This window comes from Bartonella sp. 11B (assembly GCF_002022625.1).
Lineage (GTDB): Bacteria > Pseudomonadota > Alphaproteobacteria > Rhizobiales > Rhizobiaceae > Bartonella > Bartonella rochalimae.
In genome coordinates this window covers 981836-1002471 of record NZ_CP019783.1, presented here as the reverse complement: position 1 = coordinate 1002471, position 20636 = coordinate 981836, and the positions used below count along the sequence as shown (strand labels likewise).

Below are 20636 nucleotides of genomic sequence, written 5' to 3'. Positions count from 1 at the left end.
TTATAAAGATAAAAGATTTAGTCTAAATCCTCAATCAGTAATCCATATATAAGAAAGATTACTTTTTATAAACTTCATTAAATGACCTTTACACAAAATTTGTAATGCTAAAATTTATTCGATAAACACATAGCAGAAAGGCTCTTCCTCCTATGTATAAATAAAAGCCAAGTACTTATTATAATCTTTTAGAACTGGTTATGATAGATTACATATTTTATAAAAATATCACGTATTGTTATTTATTTTTTATAAAGTCTTACGAAAAATTTTTGTTGAGATTTTTACTCATTTCAATATAAAAACTAAAAAAATATAATTTATTCAATAAATTAGTATTATTGATATCCTAAAGTTAAGATTATAAATTCATTTTAAGTCCAGTATCATAAATTTTAATTATTATAACTATTTGTAAATCTCATAATTGTGATTATTGTAATTTTTTTATAAAAGCTCGTATATTGCCTTTTATTAAAAGCGAGCAATTACATTGTGCATTAAAATATAAGACTTTGATAAGGATTCAAAAGAATAAAAATATATATCATTTATATATTTTCTTCTTTTATCAGTCTGTCATTACACATTCGCTGAAATTTCCCGTTTCTTGTGGATTGTGTATTATTTGATAATAAAAATTGTATTAAGTGCATAATATATAAGTAATATATAGTTATAGGGAATGAGATCCATGTATGCTTTTAAATCTGAGTTTTTGCGTATTATAAGCGAACGGGGATTCATCCATCAAATTTCAGATGAAAAAGGCTTAGATGACCTTTTTTTAAAGGAAACTGTAACCGCTTATATTGGGTTTGATCCTACAGCTTCAAGCCTACATGCTGGAAGTCTTCTTCAAATCATGATGCTTCATTGGTTCCAAAAAACCGGTCATCGCCCTATTGTATTGATGGGTGGTGGAACAGGCTTAATTGGTGATCCTTCCTTTAAAGATGAAGCTCGGCGTCTTTTAACACACAATGATATTGCTCAAAATATCATGAGCATTAAAAAAATATTTACGAGCTACTTAACATTCGGTGATAACAAAACTGATGCATGTATTGTGAATAATGCTGAATGGCTATGCAATTTGAGCTATCTAGAGTTTTTGCGCAATGTGGGGAAATATTTTTCAGTTAATCGCATGTTATCATTTGATTCTGTACGACTGAGACTCGAACGGGAACACTCTTTATCATTTCTTGAGTTCAATTATATGATTTTGCAAGCTTATGATTTTGTAGAGCTTAATAAACGCTATGGCTTACGGGTACAAATGGGTGGTTCCGATCAATGGGGTAATATTGTAAATGGTATTGAATTAGGACATCGCTTAGGAACACCGCAATTATACGCATTAACTTCACCATTGCTTACAACTTCTTCTGGGGCGAAAATGGGTAAGTCACTCAATGGTGCTATATGGCTCAATGCAGATATGCTTTCTCCTTATCAATTTTGGCAATATTGGCGTAATACGGAAGATCTTGATGTTACACGATTTTTGAAGCTTTATACTACATTACCAATGACTGAAATTGCCAAACTTTCTGCATTAAAAGGTACTGAAATTAATGAAGCGAAAAAGATTCTTGCAACGGAAATTACAGCAATGCTACATGGCCGTACTCTCGCAAATGAAGCGTTAGAAACAGCACGTAAAACCTTTGAAGAAAAAACATTTGGAGAAAATCTTCCAAGTATTAAAATCAATGCTACAGAGTTAAAAGTAGGCATTGGATTGCTTACTCTCTTAGTACAAGCAGGGCTCGCTAAATCAAATAGTGAAGCACGTCGATATGTTCAAGGTGGTGGTATACGTGTAAATGACCAAATTATTGAAAATGAAACACACCTTATTGTTGAAAAAGATGTCAATGCAGATGAAGTAATTAAGCTGTCTTTTGGTAAGAAAAAACATGTTTTAGTTAAGCCAATATAATTATTTATAACTATTTTAGTTATATGAGATAATTTTCTAGATTGATAAATGAAAAAGTTTATATTTTAAGATGAATATCTCTAATTCATTTTTTGATTATATTAGTACACTATATTATGATAGAGAAATTTTTTTGAGCAATTCATCCTAATGTTCACATCTTATAAAATGGCTTTATGTAACAGATAGAGATAATGTAATGACAAAGTTAATGAAAGGCGATACCGCTCCTAATTTTAATTTGCCGCGTGATGGTGGAGGTCAATTATGCCTTTCCGATTTTAAAGGAAAATCAGTTGTTTTATATTTTTATCCAAAAGATGACACGAGTGGATGCACAAATGAAGCAATTGATTTTACCCGATTGAAAGAGAAGTTTGATGAAATCGGAGTCGCAATTATTGGTATATCTCCAGATAATATTGCTAAACATGATAAATTCAAAGCAAAGCATAAACTTGATATTATCCTTGTTTCAGATGAAGAAAAAACTACACTTGATGCTTATGGTGTTTGGGTTGAAAAAAGCATGTATGGACGTAAATATATGGGTGTTGAACGGAGTACTTTTCTAATTGATTCAGCTGGAAAAATCGCTGAAGAATGGCGTAAAGTTTGTGTATCTGGACATGCTGAAAATGTTTTAGCTGCTGCACGTGCTCTGCGTGTTGTACAATAATGCTACAATTAATTAATATCTTTCAGTTCTTGTTTTTTCCATGAACACGTTGAGCAAGCGCTGCTTCTATGAATGTATCTAGATCACCATTGAGTACAGTTTGTGGATCAGCATTTTCAACTCCTGTACGTAAATCTTTAACAAGCTGATAGGGTTGAAGAACATAAGATCTAATTTGATGTCCCCAGCCAATTTCTGTTTTAAACGCCTCAGCCGCGTTAGTTGCTTCCTCTCGTTTTTTTAATTCTTCTTCATAAAGGCGTGCACGTAACATCGACCACGCTGTTGCCTTATTTTTATGTTGAGAACGCTCCGTTTGACATTGAACAACAATACCAGTTTTTATATGCGTAATACGTACTGCGGAATCTGTTGTATTAACATGTTGCCCTCCAGCCCCTGATGCACGATACGTGTCAATACGAACATCTGATTCTGATAGATCAACTTCAATATTTTCATCAACAACCGGGTAAACCCAAATACTTGCAAAGGAAGTATGTCGTCTTGCATTTGAATCATATGGCGAAATACGAACTAAACGATGAACACCTGATTCAGTTTTTAGCAAACCATAAGCATTATACCCTTTTACAAGAATAGTAGCTGATTTTATACCTGCTTCTTCACCATCATGAGTTTCTAATATTTCAACTTTCATTTTGTGTTGTTCAGCCCAACGAGTGTACATACGCAAAAGCATAGAAGCCCAATCTTGGCTTTCTGTTCCCCCTGCTCCAGCATGAACTTCTAAATAAGTATCGTTTGAATCTGCTTCTCCCGAAAGGAGCGTCTCAATTTGTTTCTTGTCTATTTCGCTTTTAAGTTGACGTATTGTATTTTCAGCTTCAGTAATAATTTCCACGTCATTTTCTTCTTCACCCATTGCTATTAGCTCAATACATTCTTCAAGCATTTGTGTGAATAACTGAGTGCTATTCATCGAATCTTCAAGATTTTGACGTTCACGCATCATATCTTGTGCTTTTTGTGCATCATTCCAAAGCGATGGATCTTCTGCTTTTTGATTGAGATACTCAAGACGTTTTAATGACTGATCCCAGTTAAAGATGCCTCCTTAGCAAACTAATCGCCTGCTGAATTTCATTAACTAATGTTTCTATTTCTACTCGCATAATTTAATACCTGAGCCATTATTTTAAATAATAATTTTTTTGAATTTTTATTCTAATAATTTTACAAAGTTATTTATTAAATCTCAATTATGAATAACCTGGAAAATATTATTTATATTTGTTTATCCTATCAGAAGAATTTCTTTTCAATTAATATAATCCACCGCCACCATCTTGAAGAGCTTTATTAACTTGTGGAGAAGTAGTAACTGTTGGAATTCCTTCTTGAAAAAAGTCTGTTCCACCAATCACTTGATATATATCAGCAGGGCCAGTTCCTGGTTTAAATGCTTCTATAATAACATCATTATCTCCTGCTTGAGCAAACATACCTGTTTTGCGATTAATTGGTATTAAAATCATATCTTCTGGTACTTTAAATGGCACATCTGGTTTACCTTGCAAAGCAGCTTGTATAAATTCACTAAAAATTGGTATTCCTAATGAACTTCCTGTTCCGTTATGCCCCAATGAAGCCGGCTGATCATATCCCATGAAAACACCAACAACAAGGTCAGGTGTAAATCCTATGAACCATATATCTTTAGAATTATTGGTTGTACCGGTTTTACCAGCGATATGCCGATTAAGATAACGTAAACGCGTAGCTGTACCACGTTGAACAGCCCCCTCCATCATCGATGTAATTTGATAAGCTGTCATAGAGTCAAGAACTTGATCTCGTTCATCGATTAATGTTGGTTCGCTTTGATCATCCCACGATTGAACATTACAATTTTCACATAGACGATTATCATGACGGTAAATAGTTCTGCCGTAACGATCTTGAATTCGATCTATAAGAGAAGGTTCAATAGAACGTCCACCATTAGCAATAATTGAATAAGCTGTTACCATCCGTAAAAGTGTTGTTTCTCCAGCTCCTAAAGCCATGGGAAGATAAGGTTGCATTTTATCTGTAAGACCAAAACGTTCTGCATATTCAGCAACAAGAGACATGCCCATATCATTGGCAAGCCGTACAGTCATAAGATTACGAGAGTGCTCAATTCCATAACGTAATGTAGAAGGTCCTGCAAATGTACCACCATAATTTTTAGGTCGCCAAATTTGCCCATTAGTTTGACGTATTTCAACGGGACCGTCTAAAATGACTGATGCTGGTGTATATCCATTATCAAGCGCTGCAGAATAAACAAAGGGTTTAAAAGCAGAACCCGTTTGGCGATAAGCTTGCGTTGCTCGATTAAATTGAGATTCAGAAAAAGAAAATCCTCCTACCATTGCAAGAACCCGTCCTGTATGAGGTTCCATGGCAACAATAGCCCCTTCAATTTTAGGAATTTGTTGTAAACGATAAGTATCATTCTTATTTGATACTCTTTCAACAAAAATAACATCTCCAACTTGCAAAACATTTGATAAATTCTGAACAGTTTTCCGATGACCATTTTTGTCAATAATATTCAAAGCCCATTTTGATTCAGCTTCGGATAATGTCGCAATTTCTTTTTTTTGTGATAGTGAACCTGAATTTTGACGCTGTGGTTGTAAACCAATCTCTACTGTATTCATCTCTGCAGAAAGAACAACTGCTAAACGCCACTCAGGTACATCACTTAATCCAGGAATATCTCTGAGCATAATATCCCAATCATCTTTGATATTGATATGTTTATAAGGTCCACGCCATCCTTGCGAATGATCAAATCTAATTAAACCATTTCTCAAAGAACGTTGCGCAATAAGCTGAAAATTTGGATCAAGTGTTGCACGAACTGAAAGCCCACCCTCATAAAGTGTTGTAGCTCCATAAAGATTCATTAAATGACGGCGTATTTCTTCAGTAAAATAATCAGCAGCAAAAACATAGCTATCACGACCACGCATGACTGCTTTCAAAGGCGTTTCTTTAGCTTTCTTACCCCGTTCTGATGTTATATATCCATTTGCAACCATTCTATCTATAACCCAATTTCTCCGATCAACGGCGCGTTGTATATGTTTGAATGGATCATAATTTGCTGGACCTTTAGGAAGAGCAGCCAAATAAGCACATTCTTCTAAAGTAAGCTCACTCACAGGTTTATTGAAATAGGTCAACGAAGCTGCTGCAACACCATAAGTACCTCGACCAAGATAAATTTCATTGAGATAAAGTTCAAGAATATGGTCTTTTGAATAAGTTTTCTCAATACGCATTGCTAAGATGGCTTCTTTTAATTTACGCTCAAGTGTTGCGTCCGAACTTAAAAAGAAGTTTTTAGCAACCTGCTGTGTAATAGTTGAAGCTCCTTCTGGACGTTGGCCAGAACCAATATTCATAATGTTTTTGATTAAAGCTCTAGAGAGCCCTGCAGGATCTAAGCCAAAATGATGATAAAAATTTTTATCTTCAGCTGAAATAAAAGCTTCTTTAAGAATTTTTGGTATTGATTTGATAGGTAAATAAAGGCGATGTTTGGTAGCAAATTCGGCCATAAGACGGCCATTTGCAGCGTGAACACGACTCATCACAGGTGGTTCATATAATGAAAGAACTTCATAATCAGGAAGCCCTTTAGCTTGATTAGGAGTTATTATTACCCACATCATAACTCCACAAAGTCCAATAACTTTAGAAAAACTCAAAAAATATCTAAAAAAAATTATCATTGAAATGGGTATCACTTTCTTTAGAATTTATTAGACAGAATATACCTTATTTATCACTAATGAAATGTTATTTTCACTAATAGTGAGACAAATGTAAGACTATTATTTATTTTTCATGTTAAGATAATCATGTTAAGATAATAATGTTGTTTACTCTATCTCTCCATATATTTAAAGAGACTGTATAGTTTTCTGTCGATCTGCCGCAAATTGGCGAATGGAATTTGCAATGGCAATAACCATTTTTTCTCTCCATTGAGAATCATTTAATAATTTTTCATCCTCTTTATTAGATAAGTAACCTATTTCTATTAAAATAGAAGGAATATCTGAAGCTTTTAAAACTAAAAAATCAGCATATCGATGAGGATTATTTATCAAATTGATTTTACTTTTTAATAAGTTTAAAATAACACGATCAGCGAAATCAATCGAGAACATTTGAGTTTCACGTCGAGTAAGATCAATTAAAATATCTGTAACCTCAGGTATTTCTTCTGCTATTAATCCATCAAGAAAATCTACTTTGTTTTCATGATCAGCTAAAGACTTTGCAATTGTATCAGAAGCTTTCTCAGAAAGAGTATATACTGTAGCACCACGAAGAGAACGAATCTTAATACTATCTGCATGAATGGATATAAAAAGATCAGCATTAAAATCTTGTGTTTTTTTAACTCTTTCGCTTAATCTTAAAAATTCGTCAGAATCACGTGTTAAGATAACATGAATATTGGAGTCTTTTTCTAATTCATCTCGTAATGCACGAGCAAAAATAAGTGTTATATTTTTTTCTAAAATTCCAGTAATACCTCGTGCGCCACTATCAACTCCCCCATGACCAGGATCAAGAACAACGCGAAAATGATTTTCTGGATTTATTCGTGTTTTTATACCATGATGAATTTTTTGTTGATTTTTCAGTGCTTCGTTAAAATCTTTTTGTGAACTTTGAGTAATATCAATTAATATTTGCCATAAGCCATTATTTAATTTTTCCACCCTACTATTTTTTATAGAAAAAGTAGTTTTACTCGTAAGAATAATACGTGAAGCCTGCGTATCAGAAAAATCATAATGTACATCTAATAGCATATCCGATAAAATATTTTTTTTGCTTGGAGATTTATTTTGCGTTGAAAAATCAACTATAGGTAAATTAATCACCAAACGTGTGGGTTTGTTTAAAATCTCTAAATGAAAATTTGGTTTAGCATTAAAAACTGCAATAATACGTGTAGATGAGTTAATATTAACGGTTTGCAAATTAATAAATTTTAATGCATGAGCGGCTTTAATATGAGGCTGAAACATTAAAAAAAATAGTAAATAGCATGCAAAATGCAAAAAAACATTCCCATAACCACCAATTTTTGGCTTTTTATTAAAAAATCGTCTAATCATAAGTGAAATGCTTTTTTGTATTCGCTATTAATTTTAAAGTATATATTTATATTTTCCAATTTAAGCGTTGAATCTTTTAGCCACAAATGTCAAAAAAATCAAACTCAAGACAGTTATTATATTGTATTATATATTCAGAAGTTACATTATTACTTGCCAAAAGCATAATATCAACATAAAAGAGCATATTAAGATTCTTAGGTAATGTAACCATCTGGTATTAGAAAATTATTGATAATCCATATTAAGTTGTCTTTAAAAGGTTTATCACGTATTATGCGTTTGCGCTTTTTATAAGTAAAAAGTCTTTATTCCTCAATACAGTAGGATTACGTAATTTAAGATTCATTGGTTTGGTTATCCGAACTGTTTTCGAAATTGTTTTGCCGGAGACTTCAAAATATGAGTCATATAAAACAGACAAGAGTAATGACAGTAAATGCTATAATGTGTTTACGTATAGCAGTCTGTTTTGTTATATCGGCCCCCCTTTTTTATGGCAGACAGTCCTTTATTTTTGCAAATAGTTATACTGTTTTTTTTAATAAAGTTACACATGTCGCCTTCAGGATTTTAACTTATGTCAAACAAAATGCTTATCGATGCCTCTCATCCAGAGGAAACACGTGTTGTTGTCGTTCATGGCAATAAAATTGAAGAACTTGACTTTGAGTCAGAACACAAAAAACAACTTAAAGGTAATATTTATTTAGCGCGTATTACGCGTATAGAACCATCACTTCAAGCTGCTTTTATTGAGTATGGTGGTAATCGCCATGGTTTTTTAACCTTCGCAGAAATTCATCCCGACTATTACCAAATTCCTATTGCTGATCGACTTGCTCTCCTTGAAGAGGAGAAAGCCGCTATTAACGAAAATTATGAAGATGCTCCCATTGAGGAAACAACTTCAAATAAAAAATCCTTAAAAAAAAATAAAAGTAATAATGTTATAGCAACGAATATTGAAAATGATGTTATAGCTGATGATGTTGGAGAAATACTTGACTTTTCTAATAATGACATAGAAATGGTTGGAGCAGAAGATGTACTTGAAGAATTACCTGCCTACCCCCGTAAACAGGGGCGTAAATATAAAATTCAGGAAGTCATTAAACGTCGTCAAATTTTATTAGTTCAAGTAATTAAAGAGGAGCGTGGTAATAAAGGTGCAGCACTCACGACTTATTTATCTCTAGCGGGTCGCTATTCTGTTTTAATGCCTAATACAGCTCGAGGTGGCGGTATTTCACGAAAGATTACCAATATACAAGATCGCAAACGTCTTAAAGATATTGTAAAAGAACTAGACGTTCCAAAAGGCATGGGAGTTATTTTACGAACAGCTGGAGCAAATAGAACAAAAGCTGAAATTAAGCGTGATTATGAATACCTCATGCGTCTATGGGATACTATTCGCACATTAACACTTAAATCAACGGCCCCGTGTTTAATTCACGAAGAAAGTAACCTTATAAAGCGTTCTATTCGTGATCTTTATAATAAAAATATTAATGAAATTCTTGTTTCGGGAGATCAAGGATATCGTGAAGCTAAAGATTTTATGCGCATGCTTATACCAAGTCATGCGAAAGTTGTTCAACCTTATCGTAATCCTACTCCTATTTTTACGCATAATGATATCGAAATTCAGCTTGATAAAATGTTGCACCCGCAGGTTAGTTTAAAATCTGGAGGTTATTTGGTTATTAACCAAACAGAAGCGCTTGTCGCTATTGATGTAAATTCTGGTCGTTCTACTAAAGAGCATTCTGTTGAAAAAACAGCATTACAAACTAATCTTGAAGCTGCAGAAGAGGTAGCACGCCAATTGCGGTTGCGTGATCTTGCGGGTTTAATTGTAATTGATTTCATTGATATGCTAGAAAATCGTAATATTAAGCTTGTTGAAAAAAAGTTAAAAGATTGTTTAAAACACGATCGCGCTCGTATTCAGGTTGGTCATATCTCACATTTCGGCCTTATGGAAATGAGTCGTCAACGGATTCGTGTATCCGTTCTAGAAAGCACTACACAACCTTGCCCGCATTGTGCTGGAACTGGAAATATACGCTCTGAATCATCGATCGCTTTACATGTGATGCGTTCGATTGAAGAATATCTTCTCCACAATTCGCAATATAATATTATTGTACGCACTCCTGTAACAATAGCACTCTATGTACTAAATCATAAACGCCATATTCTTGTTAATTTAGAAACACGTTTTGGGCTCAGTATTAACATTGAAGCCGATGATAGTGTTGGAACACAACATTTCACTATTTCTAAAGGCTCAATAGCAAAAGAGGCCCCCCTTTCTTCAACAGTTATTGAGGATAATGATACAAAAGAAACTGAAAATTCTATCTTAATAAAAAGCAAAACCGTTGACAACAACAAACAACGTCAGCATAAAAATCAACAGATGGAATCTAATAATGGTAGTATTTTTCCTGCTACTCATAAAAATGATACTCCCAATGCTGAAGATACTCGTCGCCGCGGGCGTCGTCGTGGACGTCGTGGAGGTCGGTCTAATCAGAGCAATAACTCTCAGTTTCGTATCTCCTATGCAGAGCCTGTTGGAGATTTTGCTAAGAAAGCTTTAGAAGAAATTAAAGCAGAACATCGCCAGCATTATAATGTTCCAGCTGCTGAAACTGTTGGATTTAGTAAAGATAGCTATTATAAAAACGATTTAAGCGGTATACAGAAAAATAAAACTAGAGAGGCCCATACTGCTATTAAATCTAAGAAGCGTAATGTAAAAACTTCAGAAATTTTACAAAATAAACAAGTCCTTACAAATGACAAAAACGTAACAATACCAAAACCAGAACTTGTTGAGGAAAAATTAGTTACCAAGTCTAATCGAAAAACTAAAATAAAAGAAATAAGTGAAATCGCAAATGAAGTGATTTCTACAAATACAAAAAAGTTAGCACTGAAAATACGAAAGAAAATAGCAACTAAGAAATCTGTGCAAACAACTGAAATGACAGAACAAGAACCTGTAATTGAAAAAATTGTTGAACATATTTCTTCTTCAGTTGTAACAACACCCACTGAGCCTGTTGTGACATCATCAGAAGTTGAAACTAATAAAAAAACTGAGCGTGTAGGTTGGTGGAAACGTAAAGGTTTTTTCTCAAAAAAATAATTAATTAAAAACCGCTATAAAATATTTTATAGCGGTTTAAACAGATAAATATTAAAAGATAACTTAAAATTTCTTCTTTAGTTCGCTGTTTTTTTTGCTTTTTCTTGTTCAGCTCTCATACGATCTTCAATCTCTTTTTGCTTTGATTGAATAGCTTTCTGCAATTTTACTTGTTCTTCTTGGAAAGCTTTTTCATCCATACCAGGGCCTGTATATGCTGCAGTAAAACCCTTAAGAGAAAATTCTACAGGATTAGCTGCTCCACGCACATTAACAGTAGTTATAACCATTTTTGAACCAGATTTCATAGCAGAAATAAGCTTATCATCTAAAGCATCGTTGGCAATACAGCTGGTTGAATTACAAACAACATAAGGAATTTTTTTAGAGAAATCATTTCCAATTTGAATATGAACGCCTTCTGGTAACAAACGCCCTGTAGGTATTTGAAGGCCTATGCGTCGTTCATTTTGTTTGCCTTTTATTTCAACTAAATTAATAGCTGTTAAAGGCTGACCAGTATCTGCTACAACTGTATTCATCGTATTACAAATATCAACATCATGCTGTTTATTGCAAACTTTATACCATCCTTGGGATAAACTCTGTGCATTTGCTGGAGTATGGATGGTAAGAAAAAAAGCAACAGCTCCAGCTAATACTGAAACAGAAAAGTAAGTATTTTTATGCGACATGATTAAGTTAATCCTTTCAATACGCTTTCAGAACAATTTCTAAAATATAATAACTTCCAGATAGGACATTAAATATAATTTTCAATAAAGTATAATTAAATTATAGAATGGTATTTCTCTATTTTCTTACTTTAGCACAAAGAAAAAACTAAAATATAGAATAAGTAAAGCTCATTGAATAACTAATTAACTTTTTATATACTATATATAGCATATTTTTTATCTTATTGGCTTTTTTTTCACAGTAATACACAAAATATCCTAATCTTTGAAATATATTAAAGAATCATCGCTAAATTATAATGAAAATAAAATTCTATGTCGTGCTATAGCGCTCATTATCTTAAATTTTTTCTTACCTTTGTAATGTTCTTTTGTTGTCATAATGCTATAGCACATGGTATTGCTATGCATGGATTACCAAAACTATCTGATAATTTTGACTATTTTCCTTATGCTAATCCTAATGCAAATAAAAAAGGAAAAATTACCTATGGAGTTGTTGGAACATTTAATGGACTAAATCCATTCGTCATTCGTAGTTTTCGTACAACTGCACAAGGTCTTGTGGCTAATGAACAATTTTCTGGTCTTATCTATGAAACAATGATGGTACGTTCCCGTGATGAGGCCTTTACGCTATATAGTCTTCTTGCAGAAAAAGTTGAATTAAATGATGAACGTACTGAAATTACTTTCTTTCTTAATCCAAAAGCTCGTTTTTCAGATGGAAAATCTATAACAGTCGAAGATGTTTTATTCACAGTTAATCTGCTTAAAGATAAAGGAAGACCACCTTTTGATCGATATATGAAACGCATAGAATCTATAGAAAAAATTGGTTCTCATGGTATTAAAATGCGTTTTCCAAACTCTAAAGATCGTGAATTTCCACTTCTTTTGGCAAGTGTAATGCCAATATTACCAAAACACGCTATTAATGTTGATGATTTTGAAAAAAACGGTTTAGTTAAAATTCCTGGAAGTGGCCCTTATATTATTGAGCATGTTGATCCAGGTGAACGAATTATTTACAAACGCAATCCTGACTATTGGGGCAAAGATCTTCCTGTTAATAAAGGACTAAATAATTTTGATACCATTCAAATAGAGTATTTCCGCAATGATACTGCACACTTTGAAGCTTTTAAAAAAGGTCTCATTGATATTTTCATTGAAACCAATCCAAATCGCTGGCAGCTTTCTTACAATTTTCCAGCTGTTCGCGAAGGGCGAGTTATAAAAGAAAATTTTTCGAAAGGTACACCTGCCGATCTTATTGGTTTTGTTTTTAATACACGCCGTTCCATTTTTAAAGATAGAAAAGTACGACAAGCACTTTCAATGCTTTTTGATTTTGAATGGATTAATAATCGCCTTTTTAATAATATCTATGCCAGAACAGAAGGTTATTGGGATGGGTCTGTTCTTTCATCTGTTGGAAAACCAGCAAGTGAAAAAGAAAAAGAACTTTTAGCACCTTACCCTGATGCTGTTCTTCCTGAAGTCATGAACGGACATTGGCATATTCCTAAAACAGATGGATCAGGCATGGAGCGTCAATCTGCTCAAAAAGCCTGGGCGCTTCTACAAGAAGCAGGTTTTACTAGAAAAAACAATAAAGCTATTACTCCTGATGGTTTACCTTTTAAATTTGAGATTATGACTCAAACATTTGAAGAAGAGAAAGTCGCCCTTGCATTTCAGAGTACTTTATCGCGGCTTGGTATTGATGTTGAGATAAGAACTGTTGATGATAGTCAGTATCAAAATCGCTTAGGAACATTTGATTATGATATGATTATTGGCAAATTAAAAAATTCTCTGTCGCCAGGCAATGAACAAATAAATCGGTGGGCTTCTATTTCTCGAAATTTGAAAGGAAGTTTTAATTTTGCAGGAACTTCTGATCCTGCTATAGATGTTATGATAACAGCAATACTTGATGCACGCTCAGATGCTGAATTTATTGCAGCTGTACGTGCTTTAGATAGAATTTTGATTTCTGGCAGTTATTATATACCGCTTTATCATTTACCTGAACAATGGGTAGCAAGATGGTCATATCTTAAACATCCTACTTATACATCATTATATGGCTATCGTCTTCAAACTTGGTGGCGTGAGTAAAAAAATATAAATGAAAACGGCCTATGAAAAATATTGCAAAATAAAAGTATCAATATAAAAGTATATGCGATGTATAATACTTTTTCTCTTGTTTGGAAGCATTATATTGTGTATCTCTTTGTAAGCTTTACACTCTGAAGGAATTTCTTTTAGGTGTTGAAAATACCAAGATTCATCACCTGTAGTGAACTTTTTTATAGTACTCAGCACTTCTTTTTTAAAATCAGAGGAAAGAAAACCTTCATATAGAGTCCTGAATTCATTTTTTAATGCGGGACTTAAAGCGATCGCATCTTTTGCCCAACTAAAGTCTTCGTCTTTCCAAGAGAAATTTTCACGCAGTACAGGCCCTATATCACTTTTTTTAATACATCTTCTTGTGTTTTGCACACAAGGGCAGACTGATACAGCTCCAAATAAGAAAACGCCTGTGTCATCTTTTCTGACTGAAATTTGTTCCAATATTTTAGTGCTTTAATCTGTTTTTCTTCATATTCTCCTGTTACATATTCTTTTGCTATAACACGCTTTTCTAACAGTGAGCGCACAATCTCTATTTCATGAAAAATCACCATACTTTCTGATAAAAGATTAGTTATTTTATTTAAAACTTTATTTTTGTCATCAAAAATATGTTCAGGTATAGGAGAATTTTTAGCTCTCTTTTCACGAATTATATTCGTAAAAAGTCATTTTCTTTTTGAAGAGAATCATTTTCATTCTGAATAATTTTCTGTTGCTCTATAAGATATTTGAATCTCTTAATATTGTAATAATTTCCTTAAATAATTTAAAAAGAAATAAATATAATATGATTATTACAAAAAAATTATTAATTATAGCTCTTTTGTTACTCAGTATAATATTTAGAGTAAAGTATGCTTATGCTGAGGCTATTTTAAGTAAAGAATCGCTAAAACAATCCCTAAAGCAATCCCTTTCTGGTTTAACTCTTGATGAGAGCATCAATATAAATAATAAATATATTATTAGAATAATATGTAAAGTAAAATGAGTATAAAAAAATTTTTAATTTAAATTAAGCAGAACATTTTGTTGCCATTTCTGCAAGCTGTGTCATAATATTTGCTACACCAACAAGTCTTTCATTTACTTTAGTCCAATCACGAATAAAAACAATGCTTTGATCTGGTCGAATTTTTGCCATTGATCCTTGTTTCTCAACCCATTGAACAAGAGCAATACCATTTTCAAAGTAATTATTGCGAAATTGTATAACAATCCCCTTTGGTCCAGCATCTATTTTTTCCACATGTGCTTTTCGACATAATATTTTGATGTAAAAAACTTTAAGTAGGTGTTGAACCTCAAGTGGCAAAGGACCAAAGCGATCAATTAATTCAGCTCCAAATTCATCAATTTGTTCTATATTATCAAGTTCTGTTAAACGACGATAAAGCCCCATACGCAATGATAAATCAGGTACAAAATTTTCTGGTATGATCACTGCTGTACCAAGAGAAATTTGAGGTGACCACTGATTATCTCTCTCATGTTGGCCATCTTTTAATTCAGCAACGGCTTCTTCAAGCATTTTTTGGTAGAGTTCAAACCCAACTTCTTTGATGTGTCCTGATTGTTCTTCACCTAATAAATTACCTGAACCTCGAATGTCCATATCATGACTAGCCAGTTGAAAACCTGCACCTAATGTATCAAGGGACTGCAAAACTTTAAGACGACGATCTGCTGCAGGAAGTAAAACTTTACCAGAAGGGAAAGTAAAAAGTGCATAAGCACGTTGTTTTGAACGCCCTACTCTACCACGCAACTGATAGAGTGCAGAAAGACCAAACATTTCAGCACGATGTACAATTAATGTATTGGCTGTTGGAATATCGAGACCTGATTCAATGATAGTAGTTGAAAGTAATACATCATATTGCCCATCATAAAACGCATTCATAATATCATCAAGTTGTCCAGCTGGCATTTGTCCATGTGCTATAACAAATTTAATTTCAGGCACATGCGTTTTGAGATATTCTTCTACATAAGAAAGATCAGAAATACGCGGGCACACATAAAAACTCTGTCCACCTCGATAATATTCACGTAATAATGTTTCGCGTATAACCATCAAATCAAAAGGTGAAATAAAAGTACGTACAGCCATTCTATCGATAGGTGGGGTTGTAATTAATGAAAGTTCACGTAGCCCCGATAAAGCAAGACTTAATGTTCTTGGTATAGGAGTCGCTGAAAGTGTAAGAACATGAATATCACTTTTTAATTCTTTTAGACGCTCTTTATGTTTTACTCCAAAGTGCTGTTCTTCATCAATGATAAGAAGTCCTAATCGTGAAAAACTCACTGAATCATTGAGTAATGCATGTGTTCCAATAACAATGTCGATCGTACCCTCTGAAATACCTTTTTTAATTTGCGCCAATTCTCTCGCTTTTACAAGCCTTGACAAATGAGCAATCTTAACCGGTAGCCCTTGAAAACGAGCAAGAAAAGTTTTGTAATGTTGTCGTGAAAGTAAAGTTGTAGGCACAACAACAGCAACTTGATAACCATTTAATGCTGCAACAAAAGCACTGCGAATAGCAACTTCTGTTTTGCCAAAACCTACATCACCACAGATTAAACGATCCATTGGTTTTCCTGATGCTAAGTCATCTAAAACAGCATTAATAGCATCCATTTGATCATCTGTTTCCTCATAAGGAAAGCATGCAACAAATTCATCAAAGAGCCCTACTGGTGGAGTTAGAGTAGGTGCTGAACGCGTCGCACGTTCTGCAGCTATACAGATCAATTGACCAGCAATTTTTAATAAATGCTTTTTAAGGCGTGCTTTACGTGTTTGCCATCCAACACTTCCTAATTTATCCAACGTGACATTTGTACTTTCTGATCCATAACGAGATAAAAGTTCAATATTCTCAATGGGTAAAAATAGCCGATCGTCTCCAGCATAATTGATTTCTAAACAATCACGTAAAATCCCTGTTGTCATGATAGTTTTGAGACCAATAAACTGTCCAATACCATGATCAACATGTACAACGATATCACCAGAATTTAAGGAAGCAATTTCAGAAATAAAATGCGCATTACTTTTACGCTTTTTTGGTGATCTTACTAATCGATCACCAAGGATATCTTGTTCCGCTATGACAACAAAATCTTCAATTTCAAAGCCATGCTCTATCATTAAAACAGCAGCTAAAATCCGATCACGCGGTGTTGCTTTTACGGTTTGCAATGATTTTGCAATTTCTACTTTTTGTAAACCGTGTTCATCAAGAACTTGCAGTAAACGATCCATAGATCCTTCACTCCAAAAAGCCAAAAGTACTTTCTTACCAGAAGATCGCAATGAAGCAATGTGATCAACTACACTTGAAAAAACATTTTTATCTGGAGCATTACGTTCTTTTATAAAATCATAGCCCTGTGTAGCATTTGTATGAATAACTGTCTGTTTCAGTGTTCGTGAAATATTAAAAGGTGTAAAATCAATACGCAAACCACACTGCTCTACACATGTTAAAACTTGTTCGGGTGTCCAATAAAGAAGATTAGGCTCTATTGGATGATAAGAAACATCATTCTCTTGATTATTTTCGCGTTCTTTGCGCGCATTATAATAATCTACAATAAGACGATATCGTTCAATGAGAGCTTCTTCTATGAGATGCTCAAAAACAACAGGCAGATTACCACAGTGATCAAAAAAACTATTGAGATTTTCATAAAACAATGGGAGCCAATGCTCCATACCTGAAAAACGCCTCCCTTGAGAAATAGCCTCATAAAGCATGTCACTTTTTTTGGGTACCCCAAAAGAACGAATATAATTGCTTTTAAATCGGCTAATAAACTCAGGAGTGAGAGTAATTTCACTCATCGGCTGTAAAAATAATTCTGTTTTATTCGCTATTGTTCGTTGCGTCTCTGGATCAAATACGCGAATGGTTTCTAAAGTTTGGCCAAAAAAATCAAGACGAAAAGGTTCCGTATAACTAGGAGAAAAAATATCAATAATTCCTCCCCTTACAGCAAATTCACCAATATCACGTACAGTTGCAACACGTTCAAAGCCATTATGTTCTAAATAATGAATTAAATATGTCATATCCATACATTGACCAATACGCACATGGATAATTTGATCATCAATCATTGCACAAGGTGGTAGTTTTTGAATAACTGTATTAGCTGTTGTTAATATGATTGAAAACCGTGGATTTTTACGCAGATCTGACATATGAGCCAAAGCTGAAAGACGACGTGCAGTAATAGCTATTCCAGGTGATACGCGATCATAAGGTAAACAATCCCATGCCGGAAACTGAAAAACAGATAAATTAGGTTCAATGAAATTTAAAGCTTGCTGTAAATAAGCCATTTTTGTTCCATCACGAACAACATAAACAAGTGGTTTATCTTGAGCAATTTCTGCACTTAATTTAGCAAGTGCAAAAGCTTCAAATCCATCAACAACACCATCAAAAATCATACCACTAGGCGTATTTGGAGGAATAACAATTTTTTTTAATATAGCCATTTTGATTTAATTAAAATTTATACGAGAGCAATAATTTATAATATCGCGAAAAAGTGCACTATCTACCTCAGGTGGTATAGAAACTTCTCTTGTAATCCACCCTAATAAATCACGATCTTCAAAAGACATAATATATTCAAGTTCAGAAACTGTTTGATCACTCATCTTGGCAATATGTGCATCAACATATTGGCCCAAAATCAAGTCTACTTCACGAATACCTCGGTGCCATGCACGAAAAATCAATCGGCGACGACGTGAATCCAATCGATTTTCATCAATGGCTAAATTTGTCATAAAAATCTCCTAACAGACAAAAATAAACATACACTACACTGTTATTTTTTTAGAATAAATTTGTATCTCAATATTAAGGAAGTTCAATAATTTTTTTTTCTTTAATTGTAATTCGACGATGCATCTGTTTGGCTAAACCATAATTGTGTGTGGCAACAAGGGCAGCAAGACCAGATTGGCGCACAAGTACTGATAGAGCTTGAAATACATATGCTGAAGTTGTAGGATCAAGGTTTCCTGTAGGCTCATCAGCTAAAAGTACAGAAGGCGCATTTGCTACAGCACGCGCAATTGCAACACGTTGTTGCTCCCCCCCCGATAGTTCTGATGGACGGTGTTTAGCGCGGTGAGCAACGCGAAGATAGCTTAATAATTTAAAGGCACGATCTTCTGCAATAGATTTTTTCAATCCTGCAATCATTTGAGGAATCATAACATTTTCTAAAGCCGTAAATTCTGGTAGTAAATGATGAAATTGATAGACAAAACCAATATCATTTCGTCTGATTGCTGTGCGTTCACCATCAGAACGTTTTGCACAAGAAATACCTCGTAACAAAATATCGCCAGCTGTTGGTCTTTCTAATAATCCTGCGATATGAAGAAATGTTGATTTTCCAGAACCAGATGGTGCTACAAGTGCTACAATTTCTCCACGTTTTAGAACAAAATTGGCTTTATTCAAAATAACTAAAGGTTTGTTATTATCAACAAAATGTTTCTCAATCTCAACAAGTTCTAAAACAGTAGACATCATTCATACCTTAACGCTTGTATAGGATCTAATTTAGCAGCACGCCATGCTGGAATAAGAGTCGCAAGAAAAGATAAAAACAAAGACATCATAACTACCATAGCAATCTGTCCCCACTCAATTCGAGCGGGCAACTTTGCTAAAAAATAAAGCTGGGGATTAAAAACATCGACATTAAACAGCCAAGATATAAAGTCCTGAATATGATTAATATTTATAGTAACTATAATTCCTAAAATTAAACCCAATATCGTTCCAATAAGTCCAATTACCATGCCAGTGGTAATAAATATATGCATAATCGCACTTTGATCCGCTCCCATTGTACGCAGAATTGCAATATCATGGCTTTTATCTTTTACAAGCATTATTAAGCCTGAAATAATATTCAAAGCCGCAACGAGAATAATAAGAGAGAGAATAAAAAACATAACATTTCGTTCAACTTGTAATGCTGAAAAAAAAGACTGATTTTGCGTACGCCAATCAATTAAATGAATTTGTTGATTAACTGTTTTTTCTATCACCGGTTTTACTTGATCAATAGCATCAGGATCATTAAGAAATAACTCTAAAGATTGAATTTTTTCCTCTAAGTTAAAGAAAATTTGTGCTTCATGAAGAGGCATAAAAACAAATATTGAATCATATTCTGACATGCCAACTTCAAAGATAGCAACGACTTTATAAGCTTTGACACGTGGCGTAACTCCAAAGGGCGTATCATCACCATCTGGTGTAATGATGCGCAGATGACTTCCAACTGTAAGACCCAATTTTTCTGCCAAACCACTTCCAATTGCAATGCCTTCTTCTTTATCAAATTGAGCGAGTGTACCTGAGATAATATTTTGAGCGACTGTTTTCAGTTTCATCAAATCTTTTTGACGTACACCACGAACTAAAGCACCAGTTCCTCTTTCGACATTACCCTGGACAAGAGCTTGTCCTTCAATAATCGGAAGAACTAATTTTATATCCTTGATAGATTCCAGAGAAGAAATAAGAGTATTATAATCAGTAAAATTGGAATCAATGGTTTGTACAATAAGATGCCCATTCATTCCTAAAATACGATTGAGGAGTTCTGTCCGAAAACCATTCATAACTGCCATAACAACAACTAAAGCAAAAACTCCTAACATAATTCCAATTAAAGAAATAATTGAAATAATAGATGTAAACATATGTTTTTTATTAGGAATCATATAACGGAAAGCAATCATCCATTCATAAGATGAAAATCCTTTATTCCTCAAAACAGTCATGATATT

The 20636-nt window shown here is 33.7% G+C and carries 14 protein-coding genes; 5 read left to right on the top strand and 9 right to left on the bottom strand.

The window, feature by feature from the left end:
* Positions 1 to 694 precede the first annotated feature (694 nt).
* Positions 695 to 1948, top strand: a complete 1254-nt coding sequence (gene tyrS / locus Bho11B_RS04290; RefSeq protein ID WP_035005814.1) for a tyrosine--tRNA ligase — start codon at positions 695 to 697, stop codon at positions 1946 to 1948.
* 199 nt (positions 1949 to 2147) lie between these two features.
* Entirely contained in the window at positions 2148 to 2627 is a 480-nt protein-coding gene (locus Bho11B_RS04285) for a peroxiredoxin (RefSeq protein ID WP_035005816.1), read from the top strand.
* A 22-nt stretch (positions 2628 to 2649) separates the two neighbouring features.
* On the opposite strand, the gene prfB is transcribed toward Bho11B_RS04285, so the two are convergent.
* The 3 genes from prfB to Bho11B_RS04270 form a co-directional block, all read right to left on the bottom strand.
* A protein-coding gene (gene prfB / locus Bho11B_RS04280) for a peptide chain release factor 2 (RefSeq protein ID WP_153300820.1) occupies positions 2650 to 3763 on the bottom strand; the annotation gives its coding sequence in 2 pieces (ribosomal slippage) (positions 2650 to 3693 and positions 3695 to 3763; 1113 coding nt in all).
* A 150-nt stretch (positions 3764 to 3913) separates the two neighbouring features.
* On the bottom strand, positions 3914 to 6379 hold the full coding sequence (locus Bho11B_RS04275) for a penicillin-binding protein 1A (protein ID WP_078673750.1): 2466 nt from the start codon (positions 6377 to 6379) through the stop codon (positions 3914 to 3916).
* Positions 6380 to 6550: 171 nt separating this feature from the next.
* Positions 6551 to 7783: an N-acetylmuramoyl-L-alanine amidase gene (locus Bho11B_RS04270; RefSeq protein WP_078673749.1), complete on the bottom strand. Its 1233-nt coding sequence runs from the start codon at positions 7781 to 7783 to the stop codon at positions 6551 to 6553.
* Between the two features lie 580 nt (positions 7784 to 8363).
* Between Bho11B_RS04270 and Bho11B_RS04260 the strand changes: the two genes are divergently transcribed.
* Entirely contained in the window at positions 8364 to 10946 is a 2583-nt protein-coding gene (locus Bho11B_RS04260; RefSeq protein ID WP_078673747.1) for a ribonuclease E/G, read from the top strand.
* A 77-nt stretch (positions 10947 to 11023) separates the two neighbouring features.
* Here Bho11B_RS04260 and Bho11B_RS04255 read toward each other — a convergent pair whose 3' ends face one another.
* Entirely contained in the window at positions 11024 to 11641 is a 618-nt protein-coding gene (locus Bho11B_RS04255; RefSeq protein WP_035005823.1) for an invasion associated locus B family protein, read from the bottom strand.
* Between the two features lie 366 nt (positions 11642 to 12007).
* Here Bho11B_RS04255 and Bho11B_RS04250 point away from each other — a divergent pair, with 366 nt between their 5' ends.
* A complete protein-coding gene (locus Bho11B_RS04250; protein WP_245289467.1) occupies positions 12008 to 13771 on the top strand; it encodes an extracellular solute-binding protein in 1764 nt (587 codons plus the stop codon).
* A 21-nt stretch (positions 13772 to 13792) separates the two neighbouring features.
* On the opposite strand, the gene Bho11B_RS04245 is transcribed toward Bho11B_RS04250, so the two are convergent.
* Positions 13793 to 14233 carry a hypothetical protein gene (locus Bho11B_RS04245; protein ID WP_153300955.1) on the bottom strand — a complete coding sequence of 147 codons (441 nt, stop codon included), beginning with the start codon at positions 14231 to 14233 and terminating at the stop codon, positions 13793 to 13795.
* A gap of 349 nt (positions 14234 to 14582) precedes the next feature.
* Between Bho11B_RS04245 and Bho11B_RS04235 the strand changes: the two genes are divergently transcribed.
* Complete coding sequence (locus tag Bho11B_RS04235; RefSeq protein WP_078673744.1) at positions 14583 to 14786, top strand: hypothetical protein; 204 nt, start codon at positions 14583 to 14585, stop codon at positions 14784 to 14786.
* A gap of 24 nt (positions 14787 to 14810) precedes the next feature.
* On the opposite strand, the gene mfd is transcribed toward Bho11B_RS04235, so the two are convergent.
* The 4 genes from mfd to Bho11B_RS04215 form a co-directional block, all read right to left on the bottom strand.
* Positions 14811 to 18311: a transcription-repair coupling factor gene (mfd, locus tag Bho11B_RS04230; protein WP_078673743.1), complete on the bottom strand. Its 3501-nt coding sequence runs from the start codon at positions 18309 to 18311 to the stop codon at positions 14811 to 14813.
* A gap of 6 nt (positions 18312 to 18317) precedes the next feature.
* Positions 18318 to 18608, bottom strand: coding sequence for a succinate dehydrogenase assembly factor 2 (locus Bho11B_RS04225; protein ID WP_078673742.1), 291 nt, complete (start codon positions 18606 to 18608; stop codon positions 18318 to 18320).
* Positions 18609 to 18681: 73 nt separating this feature from the next.
* Positions 18682 to 19362: an ABC transporter ATP-binding protein gene (locus Bho11B_RS04220; RefSeq protein ID WP_035005834.1), complete on the bottom strand. Its 681-nt coding sequence runs from the start codon at positions 19360 to 19362 to the stop codon at positions 18682 to 18684.
* Entirely contained in the window at positions 19362 to 20630 is a 1269-nt protein-coding gene (locus Bho11B_RS04215) for a lipoprotein-releasing ABC transporter permease subunit (RefSeq protein ID WP_035005836.1), read from the bottom strand. The genes Bho11B_RS04220 and Bho11B_RS04215 overlap by 1 nt, the downstream gene beginning before the upstream one ends.
* Between the last annotated feature and the right edge of the window lie 6 nt (positions 20631 to 20636).

Excerpts from the sequence above, each read along its gene's own strand:
- tyrS (WP_035005814.1), top strand. The coding sequence starts at position 695 with ATGTATGCTTTTAAATCTGAGTTTTTGCGTATTATAAGCGAACGGGGA.
- Bho11B_RS04285 (WP_035005816.1), top strand. The coding sequence starts at position 2,148 with ATGACAAAGTTAATGAAAGGCGATACCGCTCCTAATTTTAATTTGCCG.
- Bho11B_RS04275 (WP_078673750.1), bottom strand. The coding sequence starts at position 6,379 with ATGATAATTTTTTTTAGATATTTTTTGAGTTTTTCTAAAGTTATTGGA.
- Bho11B_RS04270 (WP_078673749.1), bottom strand. The coding sequence starts at position 7,783 with ATGATTAGACGATTTTTTAATAAAAAGCCAAAAATTGGTGGTTATGGG.
- Bho11B_RS04260 (WP_078673747.1), top strand. The coding sequence starts at position 8,364 with ATGTCAAACAAAATGCTTATCGATGCCTCTCATCCAGAGGAAACACGT.
- Bho11B_RS04255 (WP_035005823.1), bottom strand. The coding sequence starts at position 11,641 with ATGTCGCATAAAAATACTTACTTTTCTGTTTCAGTATTAGCTGGAGCT.
- Bho11B_RS04250 (WP_245289467.1), top strand. The coding sequence starts at position 12,008 with ATGTTCTTTTGTTGTCATAATGCTATAGCACATGGTATTGCTATGCAT.
- Bho11B_RS04235 (WP_078673744.1), top strand. The coding sequence starts at position 14,583 with ATGATTATTACAAAAAAATTATTAATTATAGCTCTTTTGTTACTCAGT.
- mfd (WP_078673743.1), bottom strand. The coding sequence starts at position 18,311 with ATGGCTATATTAAAAAAAATTGTTATTCCTCCAAATACGCCTAGTGGT.
- Bho11B_RS04225 (WP_078673742.1), bottom strand. The coding sequence starts at position 18,608 with ATGACAAATTTAGCCATTGATGAAAATCGATTGGATTCACGTCGTCGC.
- Bho11B_RS04220 (WP_035005834.1), bottom strand. The coding sequence starts at position 19,362 with ATGTCTACTGTTTTAGAACTTGTTGAGATTGAGAAACATTTTGTTGAT.
- Bho11B_RS04215 (WP_035005836.1), bottom strand. The coding sequence starts at position 20,630 with ATGACTGTTTTGAGGAATAAAGGATTTTCATCTTATGAATGGATGATT.